Consider the following 18,149-nt stretch of genomic DNA (forward strand, 5'->3'; position numbering starts at 1 on the left):
ACAGGGCCAGTGTGCCACGGCCGGAGGTCGTCGAAGCGCGTGGGGGGTGTGGAGTGGCTCACAGCCGGTGACAGAGCCCCTGCCCAGCGTGGCACAGCACGCCAACTCCCCCGATTCGGGGCATGTTTGAACGGCCATCGAGATTGGTCCATACCTATTGACGGTGTGGTCTAGTCCTCTTAGGGTCTCGGGCAACTTCCGTCGAGAGGAAACCGGCCGTGCTGTCCCCCTCACAGCCACCACCGGCGCCCGGTGAAGCAGCACCCGGACGTCAAGACGCTGATCCCGGTGGGCGGTTGGGCCGAAACCGGCGGCTGCTTCGAGCCGGACGGCACCCGGGTGGACGGCCGCATCAACATCGGACTGCCGTACTACACCCGCGGGTTCAAGAACGTCACCGGCGGCACCACGGTGTGGAGTTCGGCCAGATCCCGCTCGGCGACTCCAACTACCCGCCCGGCGGGACCGGGGACCCTGCTGACGCGGGTCGCCTCCGATGAGACCGGCCCGGCGGCGGTGACGAAGGCCCTTGCCCGCCGCCGGGTCACACCACACGCCGTTCCGTGCGGGTGCGGGCCGCGGTGATCCCGGACAAGCTGGACTGCGTACGTCGTCAGCCGGCGCGGCGCCGGAGTGCCCGCCCAGGACCGCCCCCGTGGCTCCGCCGAGGATGTCACGAACGGGAGCGGTCGTCCCGTCCTGGCTGACGAGCGGCGCTCCAGCAGGGGGCGCCGAGTGTCCGAAGGGGCTGAACAGCGATGACCACGATCCTGGTGACCGGCGGTACCGGAACTCTCGGCAGGCACGTCTGCGAACGGCTGCGGCCGGACGGGCACGAGGTGCGGGTGCTCAGCCGGCACTCCCAGCCCTACGCCGTCGACCTGCGCGAGGGCGGGCCGGCGCTGGACCGGGCCGTGGCGGACGTGGAGACGATCGTGCACTGCGCGACCAGCCCGCGCGGCGGTGACGAGCAGCCCACGCGGAATCTGATCACCGCGGCGCAGCGGGCCGGGGTGTCGCATCTGGTGTACATCTCGATCGTCGGCGTCGATCGCGTGCCGTTCCCGTACTACCGGTCCAAGCTCGCGGTGGAGCGGCTGGTGGAGGAGTCCGGCCTGGGCTGGACCGTCCTGCGCGCGACCCAGTTCCACGACCTGGTCTTCCGGGTGCTCCAGGCCCTGTCGAAGGCGCCGGTGCTGCTGCTCCCGGCCCGGGTGAAGGACCAGCCGATCGAGGTCACGGAGGTCGCCGAGCGGCTGGCCGAGCTGACCCAGGGGGCGCCCGCGGGGCGCGTCGACGACATGGGCGGCCCCGAGGTGCGCACCTTCGAGTCGCTGGCCGAGTCGTATCTGCGGGCCACGGGCCGTCGCCGGCCGGTGGTGAAGGTGCCGCTGGGCGGCCAGGCCTACCGGGCCTTCCGAGCAGGCGGCCATCTGACCCCGGAGCACGCGGTGGGGAAGCGGACGTTCGAGGACTACCTGGCGGAGCATGCGAGGCGGAGCGGCAGGCGCAAGGGCTGAGGCCCCTTCACCCGGATCGGATCTCCGGGCCCTGCACGGCGGTCTTCCTGCGCGACGAGCTGGGCACCTCGGCCGGTCTCGCCGCCGCCTGCACCACCGGTTTCACGCTCACCACGGCGATCGCCCGGATCGCCGGGGACCGGGTGGTGGACCGCTTCGGCGCGGTGCGCACGGTCCGCGTCAGCGGGATCGTCGCGGTGGCCGGCGGGCTGCTGATCGTGCTGGCGGAGCACCCCGCGGCGGCGATGACCGGGTTCGCGCTGATGGGGCTCGGCATCGCGGTGGTGGTGCCGCTGTGCTTCGCGGCGGCGGGCCGCAGCGGCTCCAACCCGAGCCTGGCGATCGCCGGTGTCGCGACGATAACCTACACCTCGGGGCTGATCGCCCCCGGCGCCATCGGTCTGCTGGCCCAGGCGACCAGCCTGGTGGTGTCGTTCGTGCCGGTCACGGTGCTCTCCTGCGGCGTCGCCTCGTTCGCGGGCGTGCTGCGCGCCGAGGACCGCCCGAAGGTCACGCGTCCGGACGCAGCAGTTCCCGAGCCGCGGCCCTGAAGGCATCGCTCCAGGGCGCCGGGCGCAGCGTGGCGGCGTCCAGCCGCACCAGCACCCGGCTGCCCCGGGCGTAGGTGACCGTCCCGTCCGCCGAGCAGAAGCGGAAGCCGTAGGTGAGGCCGGTGGTGCCGAGCCGGTCCAGCCACAGGTGGACGGCGTAGTCGCCGGTCCGGGTGACCGGGGCCTCGTAGGTGATCCGCAGTTCCTTGACCGCGTTGCAGGCGTCGCCGGCCGCCGCCCAGTCGCCCTCGAAGCGGATGCCCTTGTCCTGCCACAGCTCGGTCCAGGCCCGCTCGACCAGCAGCGGGTAGCGGGCGTTGTGCAGCAGGCCCAGCGCGTCCAGGTCGTCGAAGTGGACGGTGACGGGGATCAGCCGCCCGTACGTCAGGACGAGGGCGGGCGGGGCTTCGGCGGTCACGGATGGTCTCCTGGGGGACGGCACTTGCGGTGGAACGTTCAACCACCCCATCCTAAGCAGGCGCTCAGCACCCCCTGGGACCAGGGACAATAGTCGGCGCACTGCCCGCCCCACGACGAAAGCGACCCCCTCATGGATCTCGGCGTCCGCTGGAAACTGCACGGCGACGGACGCACCCCGGCTCCCGGTGCCGTCGTCCGCCCGGACGAACGGCTCTCCTGGCCCCGCACCGCGGGCCTCGGCGCGCAGCACGTGGTCGCGATGTTCGGCGCGTCCTTCGTGGCGCCCGTGCTCATGGGTCTCGACCCCAACCTCGCGATCATGATGTCGGGTGTCGCGACCATGGTGTTCCTGCTCGCCACCCGCGGCCGGGTGCCGAGCTACCTCGGCTGCTCCCTGTCCTTCGTCGGGGTCGCCGCCGTCATCCGCGCCGACGGGGGCTCCAGCGCCACGGTGACCGGCGCCGTGCTGGTGGTCGGGGTCGCGCTGTTCCTCGCCGGACTGGCCGTGCGGCGCTTCGGGGCGCGGATCATCCACGCCGCGATGCCGCCGGTCGTCACGGGCGCGGTCGTCATGCTGATCGGCTTCAACCTGGCCCCGGTGACGGCCACCACCTACTGGCCGCAGGACCAGTGGACGGCGCTGCTGGTGATGCTGTTCACCGGTCTGGCCGTGGTCTGCCTGCGCGGCTTCTGGTCCCGCATCGCGATCTTCCTGGGGCTGATCTTCGGCTACGGGCTCTCCTGGGCCCTGGACCGGATCTTCGGGAAGATCCACTCGGTGGACGGCAGCGGCAAGGTCACCGACCACTGGCGTCTGGACCTCTCCGCGGTCGGCCAGGCCGACTGGATCGGGCTGCCCTCGGTGCACGCCCCGTCCTTCGAGTGGTCGGCGATCCTGGTCGCGCTGCCGGTGGTCATCGCGCTGATCGCGGAGAACGCCGGGCACGTCAAGGCGGTCGGCGAGATGACCGGCGACCCGCTGGACGACAAGCTGGGCACCGCCATCTCCGCCGACGGCGTCGGCTCGGTCCTCTCCACGGCGGCCGGCGGCCCGCCCACCACCACCTACTCCGAGAACATCGGCGTGATGGCAGCGACCCGCGTCTACTCCACGGCCGCCTACTGGGCCGCGGCCTGCTTCGCCCTGCTGTTCGGCCTGTGCCCCAAGTTCGGCGCGGTCGTGGCGGCGATCCCCGGCGGGGTGCTCGGCGGGATCACCGTCATCCTCTACGGCATGATCGGCCTGCTCGGCGCCCAGATCTGGATCAACGCCGAGGTGGATCTGCGCAATCCGCTGAACCTGGTGCCGGCCGCCGCGGGCATCATCATCGGCGTAGGCAACGTCTCCCTGGAGATCACCGACACCTTCTCGCTGAGCGGCATCGCGCTGGGCACCATCGTCGTCATCACCGGCTACCACGCGCTGCGCGCCTTCGCGCCCGCCCACCTCAAGCAGCAGCGCCCCCTGCTCGACGAGGGCACCAGCACCTACGACGAGAGCGGCTCTCAGCCCGCCAGCTCGTAGGCGTACGACGGGGTGAAGGTGCCCGGCGCTCCCCGGCAGCCGTCGGACTCGCCGGGCAGCTTCACCCACAGGTAGGCGTCGATGCGCGACTCGCCGGTGCTGAGCGTCGGGGCGCGGCCGAGTTTGCGGCCCGCCGGGTCGCACCACTCGCCGTCCGGCGGGGCACCCGCGCCGTTGCGGCTGGTGTCGATGACCGCGCCGAGCCTCGACGGGCCGCCGAGCGCGGCGAGCACCGCCCGGTTGTGGGCGATCTCGTCGGCGGTGCTGTGGAAGTTGGAGACGTTGCTGAAGATGCCGTCGGAGGAGGCGGTGGAGGCGGCTCCGGCCTGCCGCAGCCAGCCGGCCTGCCTGGCCGGGGAGTTCCAGCCGGAGTGCCCGGCGTCGTAGTAGACCCGCGCCCGCGGATTGGCGCTCTTGATCACGCGTCCGGCGCGGGCGAGCGAGGCGAAGCGGTCGGCGCGCTGACCGGCGGAGAGGCACTCGGCCTGGGCTACGGAGTCGGGTTCGAGGATGACGACGACCTCGCCGCTGCCCAGCCCGGCGGCGAACTTGTCGATCCAGGCGTCGTAGGCGCCGAGGTCCGGTGCCCCGCCCTGGGAGTGGCCGCCGCAGTCGCGGTCCGGTATCGCGTACGGAACGAGCACCGGCACCCTGCCCTGGGCGGCGCCGCCCGCGGTGACCGAGCGGACCCGGGAGGTGACGGTGCCCGGCGAGTAGTCGGCGAACCAGACCGCCGCGGGCTGGTTCGCTATGCGCTCCTCGATGACCGGCTGCCTCGGATCGCCGGGGTTGGCCCGCACCCAGTCCAGGACCCGGGACTGCGGATGCAGGTACAGCCGGGTGGAGACGGGCGCCGAACGCGGCTTCCGCTCGGTCTTCCTGGGGCTCGGCTCGGGGCTCGCCTTCTTCTTCGAGGCCTTGGGCGAGGGCGAGGCGGAGAGCGTCGGGGAGGCAGACGGCTGGTGCGGGGGCGGGACCAGCAGCGGCGAGGAGGTCACCTCGGGCCGCGCCTCGTCCGAACCCCGCCCCTCCCCCAGGGCGGACACCATCCCCGCCGTGGCGCCGACGGCGACCACGACGGAGGCCGCCGCGACCATCGTGCCGCGCCGGGGGCGTCTGCGCTCGGCCTTCCGCGCGGCCAGGCGCTGCGCACGCAAGCCTGACACCGTACTGCTCCCCTCCCCCGCGGCGGGCGCGTTCCCCCGTTCCGGGGAAGCCCCGGGCCCGCCGCCACTGCCTCCACCCTAAAGGTGGGACTCTGCGCCTATGGCGCAACCCGAGCAAGTCCTCACCCCCGTGGACAGGGTCGTCTCCCGTATGCGCGCCCTGGACGCCGCCCTGCCCGAACGGGACGGGGTAGCCGTGTTCAACCGCGTCTACCTCGCCGTGACCGAGGAGGTGGACCGGCACATCGACGCGGGCCGGTTCGCCGACCCGCGGGCGGCGATCACCCTGGACGAGCGGTTCGCCCGCCGCTATCTGGACGCCGTCGACCCGGTGTCCGAGGACCGGCGCCCGCCGGCCTGCTGGCGCCCGCTGCTGCAGTTCCGCCGCCATCCCGGCGTACGTCCGCTGCAGTTCGCGCTGGCGGGCATCAATGCGCACATCGGCCACGATCTGGCGCTGGCCGTGGTGGACAGCTGCCGTACGCTCGGCTGCGAACCCGTCCAGCTGGAGGACGAGTTCGACCAGGTGGGCGAGATGCTGGTGGCGCTGGAGGAGCGGATCCGCGAGGAGCTCATGCCCGGCCCGGACGTGCTGCAGATCGCCGATCCGCTGACCCATCTGCTCGGTGCCTGGAGCCTGGAAAGGGCCCGGGACGCCGCATGGACGGCGGCCCGGGCCCTGTGGGCGCTGCGGGATCTGCCGGACGTGGCCGAGGAGTTCACCGTCCGGCTGGACACGGCGGTCGGCTTCGCGGGCCGCATCCTGCTCACTCCGCTGCCGGACTGAACGGCCCGTCCCGTCCTCGAGGCTCAGTCCTCGGGGAGCTCCACGGGCGCGATCTCGTCGTAGAGGTCGCCCGGGCCGGGGTTGGACGGATCGGTCTCGCCGCCGAAGTGGTGCATCACGCCCCAGACGGCGTTGAGCGCGGTCTGCACGGCGCCCTCGGCCCAGCCGGCCGTCCAGGAGATGTCGTCGCCGGCCAGGAAGATGCCCCGCTTGTCCTCGGGCAGCCGGTCCTGCATGAAGTGGGTGAACAGGCGCCGCTGGTAGCGGTAGTGCCCGGGCAGGTTGGCCTTGAACGCGCCCATGAAGTAGGGCTCGTTCTCCCAGGAGACGGTCACCGGGCTGCCGATGATGTGCTTGCGGATGTCGACCTTGGGGTAGATCTCGCCGAGCGACTTCAGCATGACCTCCATCCGCTCGTTCGCGGACAGCGGCAGCCACTTCAGGCTGTCGTCGCACCAGGTGTAGGACAGGCAGATCACGGCGGGCTTGTCCGGGCCGTTGTCCAGCAGGTAGGTGCCGCGGGTCATGCGGTCGGTGAGCGTCATCGACATGACGTCCCGGCCGGTCGGATTTCCCCTGTCGTCGACGGCCTTGTCCAGCCAGAACGGCCGGTCCACCGGCACGAAGAGCTTCGAGGACTCCATGTAGTGGGTGCGCTCGATCGCGGTCCAGTGGTCGATCGGGAAGAGCGAGTCGTCGCAGTCGATCTTGGACAGCAGCATCCAGGACTGGGCGGTGAAGATGGCCGCCTTGTAGGTCCGGATGTCGCCGTTGGCGTCGGTCACGGTGATCCGGTTGCCGGCGGTGCGGTGCAGCCGGGTCACGGCCGGGCGGGGCTTGCCGTCGACGTGCAGCGACTTCAGCGAGGTGCCGTACGGCCAGTGGACGATCTTGTCCGGCTCGCGCTCCCACAGGCGCAGCGGCAGCTGCTGGGAGCCGCCGACGATGCCCCGGTGGTGGTCGTCGGCCTCGGTGTAGACGACGCGGAGGATCTCCAGGATGGAGTTGGGGAAGTCGGTGTCCCAGCCGCCGGTGCCGAAGCCGACCTGGCCGAAGATCTCGCGGTGCCGGAAGGACTTGAAGGCCTCGGAGTCGCAGAGGAAGCCGTAGAAGGTCTGGTTGTCGAGCTTCTCCACCAGCCGGGACCAGATCTCCCGGATGCGCTTGACGTCGCGCTCGCGGATGGCCCGGTTCATGTCGGAGAAGTCGGCGCCCTCCTCCAGGCACTTGTTCCATGCCTCGGCGACGTCCCGGTAGACCTGCGGCAGGTCGTCGATGGTCTCGGCGTAGTGGGTCTCGCCCTTGAGGTCGATCACGGTCGACGGGGTCGCGTCCGCCAGCGGGTTGGGGAACGGACGGGTCTTCAGGCCCACCAGGTCGATGTAGTGCTGGAGGGCGGTGGAGGACGGCGGGAAGCGCATCGCGCCCATCTCGGCGGTGAGCTCGGGGTCGCAGCCGTCGAATCCGACGGTGCGCAGCCGGCCGCCGATCTGGTCGGCCTCGTAGACGACGGGCTTGAGGCCCATCTTCATCAGCTCGTACGCCGCGACGATGCCGGACAGACCGCCGCCGATGATCGCGACCTCGGTGCCGTGCTCGGTCGCGGGTATCTGCCCGAGACCCGCCGGGTGGGCGAGGTAGTCGTCGTAGGCGTAGGGGAAGTCCGGGCCGAACATGGTGATCGGCGGCTGCTGCTCGTCGGTGTGCTCGACGGCGTTGGGCACCGTGGACGTCATGGGGTACGGACTCCTTGCAGGTGACGTTCGAGAAGACTTCGAGAAGTTCGAGAAGACGGGGAGGTTCAGGCGAGGGACCGGTACAGGCCGGGGCGGCGGTCCTTCAGGTACGGGTTCTGCTCGCGGGAGGCGGCGAGCAGGACGGGGTCGACGTCGGCGAGGAGGAGTTCCTCCGTGCGGCCGGCGCGGGTGCGGGCGACGCCGTCGGGCCCGGCGAGGACGGACAGGCCCACGAACTCGAACTCGCCCTCGGGGCCGACCCGGTTGACGTAGGCGACGTACATCTGGTTCTCGAAGGCCCGCACCGGCACCACCGACTCGGCGACGAACTGGAAGGGGTGCATCTGGGCGGTGGGCACCAGCAGCAGGTCGGTCCCGGCGAGGGCGTGGGCCCGGACGTTCTCCGGGAACTCCACGTCGTAGCAGATCAGCAGGCCGACGGTGAGGCCGTTCAGCTCGGCCTGGACGACCTGCTGCTCGCCCGGGGTGAAGTGGTCGCGCTCGAAGCAGCCGAAGAGGTGCGTCTTGCGGTAGTTCGCCAGCCGGGTGCCGTCGGCGGAGATCAGCTGCACGGAGTTATAGACGGCCTCGCCGTCCCGCTCGGGGTAGGCGTAGGCGATCGCCAGCCGGTGCCGGGCCGCGATCCCGGCGACCGCGTCGGCGGCGTCGCCGTCGGCGGGCTCGGCGAGGCGGGCGATGTCGTCGCCGATGGCGTACCCGGTGAGGAACATCTCGGAGGTGACCAGCAGCCCGGCGCCCGCGGCCGCGGCACGGTCCGCGGCCTGGCCGAGGACCTTGAGGTTCTCGGCGACGGCTCCGGGACGTCCGGAGCTCTGGAGCAGGGCGGTGCGCATGGGTCGTCCTCACCGGTACGCGGGGGTTTGCGGGGTCAGAAAAGAAGGTACGGTCGGGCGGCTCGGCCGGACAAGGAGAAGCCGTTGCGCGCCGGTGAGCGGTTCGTTGCGTGCACCACGGGGTTCGCGTCGATTCGTTGCGCGGGCCGGATGCGGGGTCCCGTGGGGCGGGCCGGACGGCTCCTTCGCAGGTCGCAGGCAGGGTCACCCGGCCTCCGCCGCCCGGCGGAGCGCCTTCCGCCCGGAGCGCGATGCCCTGCGGGCCGCGGCCGGAACAGTGGCGGGCGTTCGGTTCACCGGTTCCCCTCCGCTGGAAGGATCTCCATGAAGCGCCGCCGTACGACGGCCGTCCTGCTCTGCACCGCGCTGCTGCTCGCCGCCGTCACCACGGGCGCCGCCGTCGCCTCCGGCCCCCACGAGGACCGTCCCGAGCGGGAGGTCACCGCGGTCGCCGTCGCGTCTCCGGCCGGGCCGGACCACGACGAGGTCTGAGGTCAGCACCTCGCCTGCCGCTTCCCCCTCACAGTTCACGCAGGCGGGCGAGGATCTCCTGCAGGAGGGCCGGGTCGGCCGCCGGTCCCGGGGCGGGATGCGGCGGGGTGACGCGGATCAGGCCGGCCTCCGCGAGGTCGGCGAGCAGGACGCGCAGGACGGTGAGGGGCAGGCCGGTGTCCGCGGCGAGTTCGACCACCGGCCGGGGGCCGCGGCGGCGCAGCAGGTCGAGCAGGCCGGCGCGGGCGTGGTCGACGCCGGGACCGGGCTCCCCGTCCAGCGCGGTGACCTGCGCGAGCAGGTCGACGGCGGGCCCTCGCGGCCGGGTGCGCCCGCGGGTGACGGTGTAGGGGCGCACCAGCGAGCCGGTCTCGTCCTCGTACCAGTGCTCGTCGTCGCTCACGGCTGCGCGGGCACGTCCGGTGTCCGGCCGGTCTCCTCGGTGCCGGCCGGCTCGAGCTCGGCGAGCAGGCCCGCCGGCAGCCGTACGACGGCGGTCGTCCCGCCGTACGGGGACTCCTCCAGGGTGACCCGGACGGCGTGGCGGGCGGCGAGCTTGCCGACCACGTACAGGCCGAGCCGGTCGTGCCGGGCGGGGTCGAAGTCGTCGGGGCTCTCGAGGATGCGGTGGGCCTCGTGGGCGCGTCCGCGGCCGAGTCCGAGTCCCCGGTCGTCGATGCGCAGCACGAAGCCGTCGCCCTCCGGGCCGGTGCGCAGGGTCACCCGGGTGTGCGGGGGTGAGAAGGCGGTGGCGTTCTCCAGCAGCTCGGCGAGGAGGTGGATGACGTCGGCGACCGCGTCCGCGGCGATCCCGACCCGGTCCATCGGCGGGACCTCCACGCGCGTGTAGTGCTCGATCTCCCCCACCGCGGAGGCCACGACGTCGGCGACCGGCACGGGGCGGCGCCAGCGGCGTCCGGGGGCGGCTCCGGAGAGGATGATCAGGTTCTCCGCGTGGCGGCGCATCCGGGTGGTGAGGTGGTCGATGCGGAAGAGCTGCTCCAGCACGTCGGGGTCGTCGGTGCGCCGCTCCAGGGTGTCGACCAGTTTCAGCTGGCGGTGGACCAGGGTCTGGTTGCGGCGGGCGATGGTGAGCAGGGCGGCGAACAGCCCGCGCCGCAGGGTGGCCTGGTGGACGGCGGCCTCCACGGCGGCGAGCCGGGCGGCGTTGAAGGAGCGGCCGACCTGGCCGATCTCGTCCGGGCGCACCTCCGAGTCGTCGAGCGGCGGTGCCTCGGCGGCCGCGTCCACCTCCTCTCCCGCGCTCAACCGGGCCATCACCTCGGGCAGTTGCCGGGTGGTGAGCAGGTCGGCGGCGTCCCGCAGCCGTTCGAGGCGGCGGGAGATGCGGCGGGCGCCGCGCACCGCCCACCACAGCGACAGGCCCATCACCGCCAGTCCCAGCGCGCCGACCACGGCCGCCTTGGCCAGCTCCCGGTGGGCGAACTGCCGTCCGCGTTCGGCGGAGTTGCGGGCCGACTCGGTGCACAGCTCCATGTAGCGCTTCACGGCCCGGTCGGTGGTGGTGCGCCAGGATGCGGCGGCGACGGCCTCACCGGCCCGGTCGGGGCCGGCCCGCAGCAGCGCGTCCTCGCCCCGGGTCAGCGCGGCGTACAGCTCCCCGCGCTGGAACTCCTCGAACAGCGACCGCGAGTCGGACGGCAGGTCGGGCACATAGGTGCGCTCGAAGACCCGCCGGTCCTCGATGGTCGCGGTGAGGGTGTCGTACTGCCGGTCGGTGAGCCCGCCGGCCGCCCGGGCCCCGGCGACCAGGGCGTCCTCGCGGGAGACGAACTCCCGTACCCGCACCAGCTCGATGACGACCTGCGCCTCCCGGGCGAGCTGCCCCGCCTGCAGCGCGGTGAGGGAGGACTGGACGTCGAAGCCGGGTTCCACCAGGGCGCTGTACTCCTCGACCGCCCGGTCCCAGGTCAGGTCGCGGGAGAGCACGCGCTGGCGCAGCCTCTCCAGGTCGTCGCTCCTGGCGGCCATGGCGTCGAGCGACTGCCGCTGCCGCTCGGAGAGCCGGTCGCGGTCGCCGTCGCGGATGGCGTCCCGCATGGCGGTCAGCGCGCGGTCGGTGCGGCGCTGCTGTTCCATGAGCACCGGGCCCGCGGCGCGATCCGTGCCGCCCAGGAAGGCCGCGGCGAGCCGGCGTTCGATCTGGATCTGCCCGACGGCGGTGTCCACCGGCGTGCCGAACTCCTCGTAGACGCTCTCGAGGCGGATCAGCGCGCGCAGTTCGCCGGTGACGGACACCATGACGAAGCTCCACAGGGCCAGCAGCGCGAGGGCCGGAGCGAGGGCGAGGGCCACGATCCGCGAGCGGACCGTGGCGGGACGGCCGAAGATCCGGCGCATACATCTCCCCCGAAGGCTGTGGGCGTCGGGCGGCCATCCGGTGACCACCCAGTGTTACCCGCCGGTAGGAATCGGCGGACAACCTACGGGATGCGCCGCCCGGACCGCAATGGCCTCAGCAGCACCAGCAGCACCGCCGTCATCAGATACGGCAGGGCGAAGACGGTGAAGGCCGTGCCGTGGTCGCCGGATGCGGCGACCAGAGCGTACCCGCCGTACACCGTGATCGTGGCGACCTCGGTGCCCAGTCCCGCGACCGAGGTGAGGGTGGCCCGCCCGCTGTCCTCGATGCGCCGCTGCAGCCGCACACCGGCCAGCACGGTCGCCGCCTGGAATCCGCCGAAGGCGAGGGCGACCAGCAGCAGTCCGGCCGGGCTGCCGGTCGCCGCACCGGCGGCGAGAGCAAGTCCCGCGCCGGCCAGCAGCGCGGCGAGGCCGCGGGTGCCCAGGCGCTCGCCCCGGTCCGCCAGCAGGCTCCCGGCGGTGGCACCCGCCCAGATCAGCAGAAGAAGGTAGGGCACCGCCGCGTCGGCGACTCCCGTCTCCCGCACCAGCAGCGGCGTGTACTCGTCGAGGGCGCCCCACACCGCGCCCACGGCCGGGACGAGCAGCAGCGCGCCGCGCACCGAGCGGTCGGCGCGGGCCTCGGCGAGCCCGGCCCGCAGGGTCGCCGTCCAGCCCTCGTGCCCGGCCGACGGGGTGCGGTGCTCGGGGAAGCGGGTGGCGGTGGCCGCGGTGGCCAGGCACACCAGCACGCTGGCGGCACCGACCGCGGTGTGTCCGCCCAGCGCGAGGACCGGCCCCGCCAGTCCCATCGCCGCCATCACGGCGATCAGTCCGGCCGCGCGGGCCCGGCCCATCACCCGGGCGTAGCGGTCGGCGGCGCCGAGGTGCTCCAGTTCGTCGTAGACCAGCGCCTCCAGCGCGCCGGAGGCCAGGGCCCCGCCGGTGCCCCACAGCACGAAGCCCAGCGCGAAGGCGCCGTAGGACGGCCGGAGCACCCACAGGGCGAAGCCGGCGGCGGTGAGCAGCGGGCCGAGCCACAGCAGCAGCCGGCGGGAGACCGCATCGGCCCAGGCGCCGGAGGGCACCTCCAGCAGCACGGCGGTCAGCGACCACAGGGCGAACAGCGAGGAGATCTGCCAGACGGCGAGCCCGGCGTCGCTGAACAGCAGCGCGTACACCGGGTAGAGCAGGACTAAGTCTTCGAGGAACGCGTAACCGTACAGCGTGCTGGTCAGCCGCCGGACGCGGAGACCGGGCACGCGCGCGGGCGTGAGAGTCATGAGGCCTTCCCAAGGGGGCGGTTCGGTCACCGGACGCTTGAGGCGCACGGCGGCCGAGGCGGCCCTCGGGAGGCAGGGCGGGTGGATCAATGTCGCCGGATCATGTCACCGATGGTAGACGCTGAGGGCACCGGGCGGGAGGTGCTCAGGGACCGCGCGGTGACGGCTGCGGCGGCAGCAGGACGTCCCCGCTGTGCCTGAGCCGCTGCCAGGGCAGCCGGTATCCGTTGACCGCGGTGAGGCAGGCCTGGAGCAGCACCAGGTACATCACCTGGCGGTAGGCGACCTGTTGCAGGGGCAGCGCCCACAGCGGCCGGAGCGGCTCGCCGTCGAGGCGGAAGGCGCAGGCCGCGCTGAGGGTCTGCACGGCCAGCACGCCGGTCCAGGCCAGCATGGTGCGCACGGGGTCGCCGAAGACCAGACCGTAGACGGTCAGGACGTCGATCAGCGGGGCGAGCAGCGGTGTGACGATCTGGAAGAGGGCCAGCAGCGAAAGCCCGATCCGGCCGAAGTGGCCCGCGTGGCCGCGCTCGACAAGCGCGTGCCGGTGCTTCCACGCGGCCTGCATGGTGCCGTAGCTCCAGCGGTAGCGCTGGCGCCACAGCTCGCGCAGGGTGTGCGGGGCCTCGGTCCACGCCAGGGCGTCCGGCACATAGCGGACCTCCCGGCCGGCCCGGTGCAGGGCCATGGTGAGGTCGGTGTCCTCGGCGAGGGTGTCGGCGCTGAGCAGTCCGGCGTCGCGCAGGGCCTCGGCGCGGAAGGCCCCCACCGCGCCGGGGATGGTGGGCATGCAGCGCAGCAGGTCGTACACGCGGCGTTCGAGCGCGAAGCCCATCACGTACTCGATGTGCTGCCAGCGGCCGAGCAGGCGCCGCCGGTTGCCGACCTTGGCGTTGCCCGCGGTGGCGCCGACGGCCGGGTCGGCGAACGGCTGGACGAGGCGGCGGACGGTGGAGGGGGCGAAGACGGTGTCGGCGTCCAGCATGACGATCAGGTCGTGGGAGGCGAGCCGGATGCCGGCGTTGAGGGCGGCGGGCTTGCCGCCGTTGGGTGTGCGCACGACCGTGACGGACGGCAGGGCCAGTGCCTCGGCGATGTCGGCGGTGCCGTCGTCGGAGCCGTCGTCCACCACGATGATCTCGACCGGATGGTCGCTGGCGGCGAGGGAGCGGACCGTCTTGGCGATGCACATCCGCTCGTTGTAGGCGGGGATGACCACGCTGACCGGCCGGGTGACGGGCGGTCCGCGCCGGGGCCCGGGGCGGCGGCGCGCATGGTGCCGGGCCAGGACGATCAGCAGCAGGGCCCGGCCGAGCACCAGCACGCCGACCACCAGCAGCAGCGTGCCGAGGACCGAGACGGTCGCGGCCGACACGGTGACCGCCACCACGAAGACCCTCCCCTGCCACAGTTCCTCGGTCCCGACCGGGCGGTTGAGGCTCCGGGCGCCGACGACGTCGGCGAGGGTGGTGAAGCGGTAGCCCTGCTCCTTGAGCCGGGGCACGAGGATCTCCAGCGCCTCGACCGTCTGGGACCGGTCGCCGCCCGCGTCGTGCAGCAGGACGATGGTGCCCCGGTCCGGATCCCTGGGCACGGCCGCGTCCGCGATCGCCCGGGCACCCGGGCGGCGCCAGTCCTGGGTGTCCTGGTCGATGAAGGCCAGCACATAGCCCTTGTCGGCGAGCCGCTTCGCCACGGCCCACTCGGGGCCGTCGAGCGCGGAGGTGGTCGAGGAGTACGGCATCCGTATCAGCGAGCTGGTGACGCCTCCGGCGCCGGCCAGGGCCAGCTGGGTCAGAGCCAGTTCCCGGTCGACGGCGCCGGTGGACTGGGTGGCCAGGTCGCGGTGGGAGAAGGTGTGCACGCCGATCTCGTGGCCGGAGCGGATCACCTGCCGCAGCACGCCGGGGTGGCGCACGGCCTGCTGGCCGGTGACGAAGAAGGTGCCGGGGACGTCGTGGCGGTCGAGCACCGCCCGCACCCGGGGCGTCCAGGTGGGGTCGGGGCCGTCGTCGAAGGTCAGCACGACCGTGCGGGCGGGTGCCCGGTAGTCGCGTGGGACGCCGTCGGTGAGGTCGACGACGGGACCGCCGCCGGTGACCTCGCGGGGGACGCCGCGGGCGGAGTGCGGGGCGCGGCGGTCCTGGTCACCGGCGAAGCCCCGGGTGGTCAGGCCCTCGACGAGCAGCACGGAGGCGACGAAAGCGAGCAGGACGAGCGGGACGAGGACGCGGAAGCGGTGCCGGTGCGGCAGGGGCGCCCGGGTCCGCCGCGGGCCGGGCTCCTCCGGTGGGCGGCCGTCGGGCGGCCGGGGGCGCCGGCGCATCAGGACGCCTCGGCCGCCGGCGGATCGGAGGACTCGGGGGCGCTCGGGTCTGCGGAGGGGGCCTCGGTGTCGGGCGCGTCGGGCGCCGGTGTGTCGTCCGGCGGGGCGGACGGCGGCGTGGGGACCTCGGGCTCGGGGGCGGGTGGCTCAGGGGCGGGCGGCTCGGGGGCGGGAGGTTCCGGAGAGGGAGGTTCCGGCGCGGGCGGGGCAGGCGGGTCGTCGCCGGGGTCCGGGGCGGCCGGGGGTTCGGGGCCGGTGGACGGGTCGCCGGGCGCGGGTGCGTCGGGACCGGACGGCCCGTCGGGGGGCGCGGGCTCCTCCGGTGACGGCGCTGCGTCCGGGGATCCGGGTGCCGCCGGGGTGGCGCCCGGAGCGGCGAGCAGCGGGGCGAGCAACGGAATTCCCGCGGCGCCGGCCGGCGCCAGGAGCGCGGCTCCCGGTTCGCCTGACGGCATCAGGAGCAGCGGCACGGACGCGCCGGGCGGAACGGTGAGCGGTCCGGGCGGGACCCCGGGAGCGGAGTCGGCGCCGGGGCCCTGCTGCAGGCCCGGCACCAGTTCGTCGCCGGGCAGCCAGGGTGCCGCACCCGAGCCGTCCCGGCCCGGTGCGTCGGAGCCGGTCTCGGGGAGGGGCGGAAGCATCGCGCCCGGGGCGAACGGCGTCGCGCCCATCACACTGAGCCCCAGCACCGCCAGATACGCGGCCGCGAGGCCGGCGAGCCCGTATCCGCCGCGGCGGATCATCCGTGCCCGGCGGCCGGATGAGTCGACGAACACGGGGGTACCGGCATCGGCCGGCGCCCGCGCCCGCACCTTCGCTCGACCAACGTGCCCTGGGTGCCCGGAATGCGCGGTTTGCGGCATGTGATCAGGCTACGACCGATACGGCCCCGCGGGAACTCCCTCCGGGGAACTCGCCGCACCCCGCCTTCACCGGCGCGGCGGTCGTACGTCCGTATCTCCGCCGCCACCGGCTCGGACACCCGGCCCCGGACCGTCGTCGCCTCAGGTCGGCGAGCCGGAGGAGAACCGGCGCAGCAGCGGCGAGAGCACCAGCACGGACTTGGTCCGCTCCACGAACGGCTCCCCGGCGATGCGTTCCAGGACCCGCTCGAAGTGCCGCATGTCGGAGGCGAAGACCTGGGCGACCGCGTCCGCGTCCCCCGTGACGGTGGACGCGGCCACGACCTCCTGGTAGCGCTCCAGGCCCCGCTGGATGGTCTCCGGCGAGGTGTTGCTGCGGCAGTAGATCTCGACGAACCCCTCGGTCTCCCAGCCGAGGGCGGCCGGGTCCACGCGGACGGTGAAGCCGGTGATGGCTCCGGTGGCCCGCAGCCGGTCCACGCGCCGTTTGACGGCGGGCGCGGAGAGACCGACGAGCTGGCCGATGTCCGCGTAGGAACGGCGGGCGTCCTCGGCGAGGGCGTGCACGATGCGTTCGTCGAGATCGTTCAGCACTGTGGGACGTTCACTTCTCAAGCGTTGCGAGCCGGGAACGGCGGTAGCCGTACGAGAAGTAGAACACGAGACCGGCGGCCATCCAGAATGCGAAGACCACCCAGGTCACGGTGTCGAGGCTGAACATGTTGTACGCGCAGAAGCCGAAGCCCAGCACCGGCAGCAGCGGACCGAACGGCACCTTGAACGTCCGCTCCAGCTCCGGGCGCCGGTAACGCAGCACCACCACGGCGATGTTGACCAGCGCGAAGGCGAAGAGCGTGCCGATGCTGGTGGCGTCGACCAGCTTGCCGAGCGGGATCAGCGCGGCGAGGACACCGCAGAACAGGGACACGATCACCGTGTTGAGACGCGGCGCGCCGGTGGTGTGGTGCACCTTGCCCAGCGACTTGGGCATCAGGCCGTCACGGGACATCGCGAAGAGGATGCGGGTCTGGCCGTAGAGCACGGTGAGCACCACGCTCGCGATGGAGATGACCGCGCCGAGGGCGAGCAGGGTGCCCCAGAAGCTCTGGCCGCTGACGTCGTGCATGATCGCGGCGAGCGAGGCGTCGGAGCCCTCGAACTTCGTCCAGTGCCAGGCGCCGACGGCGACGGCCGCGACCAGCACGTACAGCGCGGTCACGATGATCAGCGACAGCATGATCGCCCGCGGCAGGTCCTTCTTCGGGTTCTTCGCCTCCTCACCGGCGGTGGAGGCGGCGTCGAAACCGATGTACGAGAAGAACAGGGTGGCGCCGGCGGCGCTCACGCCCGCCATGCCGAGCGGCATGAAGTCGGCGTAGTTGCCGGACTTGAAGCCCATGAAGCCGACCGCGCAGAACAGCAGCAGGGCGGCCGTCTTCACCGCGACCATGATGGTGTTGGCGCGCGCCGACTCCCGGACTCCGCCGAGCAGGAACACCATCGCCAGCAGCACCACGATCAGCGCGGGCAGATTGATGATGCCGCCCTCGCCGGGCGCGGAGGACAGCACGGCGGGGACGGTGACGCCGATGGTGCCGTCCAGCAGCTCGTTGAGGTACTCACCCCAGCCGACGGCGACCGCGGCCACCGAGACGCCGTACTCCAGCACCAGGCACCAGCCGCAGACCCAGGCGACCAGCTCGCCCATGGTTGCGTACGCATACGAGTACGAGGAGCCCGCGACCGGGATGCTGCCCGCCAGCTCCGCGTACGACAGCGCCGAGAACAGGGCCGTCAGGCCGGCGATGACGAAGGACAGGGTGACGGCGGGGCCCGCCTCCGGGACAGCGTCACCGAGGACGACGAAGATCCCGGTGCCGAGGGTGGCACCGATACTGATCATGGTGAGCTGCCACAGCCCGAGGGAGCGGCGCAGGCTGCCGCCCTCGCCCTGGCCGCCTTCCGCGACCAGGCGTTCCACGGGCTTGCGGCGCATCAGGCGCGCACCGAGACCCGAGGACGGTGGGACGGTGGTACTGCTGCTCTGTGAGGGTGCGCCTTGATCGAGCACGCGCTGACTCCTTGTCACTTCCGGGTCTGCGCGGCCGGGACCGACGGAGCCCGCGGCAGCGGGAACCCGTCGAGCGGGGTCCCCGCCACACACGTACAGCGCGTAACCCTATGAGCTAGGTGTGCTGTTCGGAGAGGTTGGTGACGCGGCTGGCTGGTGGGCGGCCGCTGATGCCGGTGTGGGGTCGGTGG

The 18,149-nt window shown here is 72.9% G+C and carries 16 protein-coding genes and 1 pseudogene; 6 read left to right on the forward strand and 11 right to left on the reverse strand.

The annotated features are described in order from the left end of the window. Positions 1-252: 252 nt before the first annotated feature. From ABD198_RS13820 to ABD198_RS13830, 3 genes and pseudogenes are all read left to right on the forward strand, one after another. A complete protein-coding gene (locus ABD198_RS13820) occupies positions 253-585 on the forward strand; it encodes a hypothetical protein (protein WP_344000904.1) in 333 nt (110 codons plus the stop codon). 173 nt (positions 586-758) lie between these two features. Further along, positions 759-1,520 (forward strand): SDR family oxidoreductase, encoded by a 762-nt coding sequence (locus ABD198_RS13825; RefSeq protein WP_344000874.1) that lies wholly within the window; start codon positions 759-761, stop codon positions 1,518-1,520. Between the two features lie 35 nt (positions 1,521-1,555). Next, positions 1,556-2,071, forward strand: a pseudogene (locus ABD198_RS13830) (MFS transporter); the annotation flags it as partial. Here the strand turns inward: ABD198_RS13830 and ABD198_RS13835 are convergent. Beyond that, a complete protein-coding gene (locus ABD198_RS13835; protein WP_344000875.1) occupies positions 2,031-2,489 on the reverse strand; it encodes an acyl-CoA thioesterase in 459 nt (152 codons plus the stop codon). The pseudogene ABD198_RS13830 and the gene ABD198_RS13835 sit on opposite strands and share 41 nt — an antisense overlap. Before the next feature lie 132 nt (positions 2,490-2,621). On the opposite strand from ABD198_RS13835, the gene ABD198_RS13840 reads away from it, so the two are divergent. Then, positions 2,622-4,016: a uracil-xanthine permease family protein gene (locus ABD198_RS13840; protein ID WP_344000877.1), complete on the forward strand. Its 1,395-nt coding sequence runs from the start codon at positions 2,622-2,624 to the stop codon at positions 4,014-4,016. Here the strand turns inward: ABD198_RS13840 and ABD198_RS13845 are convergent. Further along, entirely contained in the window at positions 3,998-5,113 is a 1,116-nt protein-coding gene (locus tag ABD198_RS13845) for a glycoside hydrolase family 6 protein (RefSeq protein WP_344000902.1), read from the reverse strand. The two genes, ABD198_RS13840 and ABD198_RS13845, sit on opposite strands and share 19 nt — an antisense overlap. Before the next feature lie 169 nt (positions 5,114-5,282). Here ABD198_RS13845 and ABD198_RS13850 point away from each other — a divergent pair, with 169 nt between their 5' ends. Further along, positions 5,283-5,969, forward strand: coding sequence for a DUF5995 family protein (locus tag ABD198_RS13850; protein ID WP_344000880.1), 687 nt, complete (start codon positions 5,283-5,285; stop codon positions 5,967-5,969). A gap of 23 nt (positions 5,970-5,992) precedes the next feature. Here ABD198_RS13850 and ABD198_RS13855 read toward each other — a convergent pair whose 3' ends face one another. Together ABD198_RS13855 and ABD198_RS13860 are read right to left on the reverse strand one after the other, a co-directional pair. After that, positions 5,993-7,705, reverse strand: coding sequence for a flavin monoamine oxidase family protein (locus ABD198_RS13855; protein ID WP_344000882.1), 1,713 nt, complete (start codon positions 7,703-7,705; stop codon positions 5,993-5,995). 65 nt (positions 7,706-7,770) lie between these two features. After that, a complete protein-coding gene (locus ABD198_RS13860) occupies positions 7,771-8,559 on the reverse strand; it encodes a carbon-nitrogen hydrolase family protein (protein WP_344000885.1) in 789 nt (262 codons plus the stop codon). A gap of 324 nt (positions 8,560-8,883) precedes the next feature. On the opposite strand from ABD198_RS13860, the gene ABD198_RS13865 reads away from it, so the two are divergent. Next, positions 8,884-9,051 (forward strand): hypothetical protein, encoded by a 168-nt coding sequence (locus ABD198_RS13865; RefSeq protein WP_344000886.1) that lies wholly within the window; start codon positions 8,884-8,886, stop codon positions 9,049-9,051. A gap of 28 nt (positions 9,052-9,079) precedes the next feature. Here the strand turns inward: ABD198_RS13865 and ABD198_RS13870 are convergent, their stop codons facing one another. The 7 genes from ABD198_RS13870 to ABD198_RS13900 all read right to left on the reverse strand — a co-directional run bounded on the left by ABD198_RS13870 (position 9,080) and on the right by ABD198_RS13900 (position 17,958). After that, positions 9,080-9,454: a DUF742 domain-containing protein gene (locus tag ABD198_RS13870; protein WP_344000888.1), complete on the reverse strand. Its 375-nt coding sequence runs from the start codon at positions 9,452-9,454 to the stop codon at positions 9,080-9,082. Then, positions 9,451-11,412, reverse strand: coding sequence for a sensor histidine kinase (locus ABD198_RS13875; protein WP_344000890.1), 1,962 nt, complete (start codon positions 11,410-11,412; stop codon positions 9,451-9,453). Before ABD198_RS13875 ends, ABD198_RS13870 begins: the two co-directional genes overlap by 4 nt. Positions 11,413-11,495: 83 nt before the next feature. Beyond that, positions 11,496-12,698 (reverse strand): MFS transporter, encoded by a 1,203-nt coding sequence (locus ABD198_RS13880; protein WP_344000892.1) that lies wholly within the window; start codon positions 12,696-12,698, stop codon positions 11,496-11,498. 145 nt (positions 12,699-12,843) lie between these two features. Further along, entirely contained in the window at positions 12,844-15,024 is a 2,181-nt protein-coding gene (locus ABD198_RS13885; protein WP_344000894.1) for a bifunctional polysaccharide deacetylase/glycosyltransferase family 2 protein, read from the reverse strand. Then, positions 15,024-15,800: a hypothetical protein gene (locus tag ABD198_RS13890; RefSeq protein ID WP_344000897.1), complete on the reverse strand. Its 777-nt coding sequence runs from the start codon at positions 15,798-15,800 to the stop codon at positions 15,024-15,026. Before ABD198_RS13890 ends, ABD198_RS13885 begins: the two co-directional genes overlap by 1 nt. Before the next feature lie 228 nt (positions 15,801-16,028). Beyond that, a complete protein-coding gene (locus ABD198_RS13895; RefSeq protein WP_033275118.1) occupies positions 16,029-16,481 on the reverse strand; it encodes an Lrp/AsnC family transcriptional regulator in 453 nt (150 codons plus the stop codon). Positions 16,482-16,491: 10 nt separating this feature from the next. After that, a complete protein-coding gene (locus ABD198_RS13900) occupies positions 16,492-17,958 on the reverse strand; it encodes an amino acid permease (protein ID WP_344000900.1) in 1,467 nt (488 codons plus the stop codon). Positions 17,959-18,149: the final 191 nt, after the last annotated feature.

The sequence above is a fragment of the Streptomyces thermocarboxydovorans genome (genome assembly GCF_039524635.1).
Classification (GTDB): Bacteria; Actinomycetota; Actinomycetes; order Streptomycetales; family Streptomycetaceae; genus Streptomyces; species Streptomyces thermocarboxydovorans.

Excerpts from the sequence above, each read along its gene's own strand:
- ABD198_RS13825 (WP_344000874.1), top strand. The coding sequence starts at position 759 with ATGACCACGATCCTGGTGACCGGCGGTACCGGAACTCTCGGCAGGCAC.
- ABD198_RS13840 (WP_344000877.1), top strand. The coding sequence starts at position 2,622 with ATGGATCTCGGCGTCCGCTGGAAACTGCACGGCGACGGACGCACCCCG.
- ABD198_RS13845 (WP_344000902.1), bottom strand. The coding sequence starts at position 5,113 with ATGGTCGCGGCGGCCTCCGTCGTGGTCGCCGTCGGCGCCACGGCGGGG.
- ABD198_RS13850 (WP_344000880.1), top strand. The coding sequence starts at position 5,283 with ATGGCGCAACCCGAGCAAGTCCTCACCCCCGTGGACAGGGTCGTCTCC.
- ABD198_RS13855 (WP_344000882.1), bottom strand. The coding sequence starts at position 7,705 with ATGACGTCCACGGTGCCCAACGCCGTCGAGCACACCGACGAGCAGCAG.
- ABD198_RS13860 (WP_344000885.1), bottom strand. The coding sequence starts at position 8,559 with ATGCGCACCGCCCTGCTCCAGAGCTCCGGACGTCCCGGAGCCGTCGCC.
- ABD198_RS13865 (WP_344000886.1), top strand. The coding sequence starts at position 8,884 with ATGAAGCGCCGCCGTACGACGGCCGTCCTGCTCTGCACCGCGCTGCTG.
- ABD198_RS13875 (WP_344000890.1), bottom strand. The coding sequence starts at position 11,412 with ATGCGCCGGATCTTCGGCCGTCCCGCCACGGTCCGCTCGCGGATCGTG.
- ABD198_RS13880 (WP_344000892.1), bottom strand. The coding sequence starts at position 12,698 with ATGACTCTCACGCCCGCGCGCGTGCCCGGTCTCCGCGTCCGGCGGCTG.
- ABD198_RS13885 (WP_344000894.1), bottom strand. The coding sequence starts at position 15,024 with ATGCGCCGGCGCCCCCGGCCGCCCGACGGCCGCCCACCGGAGGAGCCC.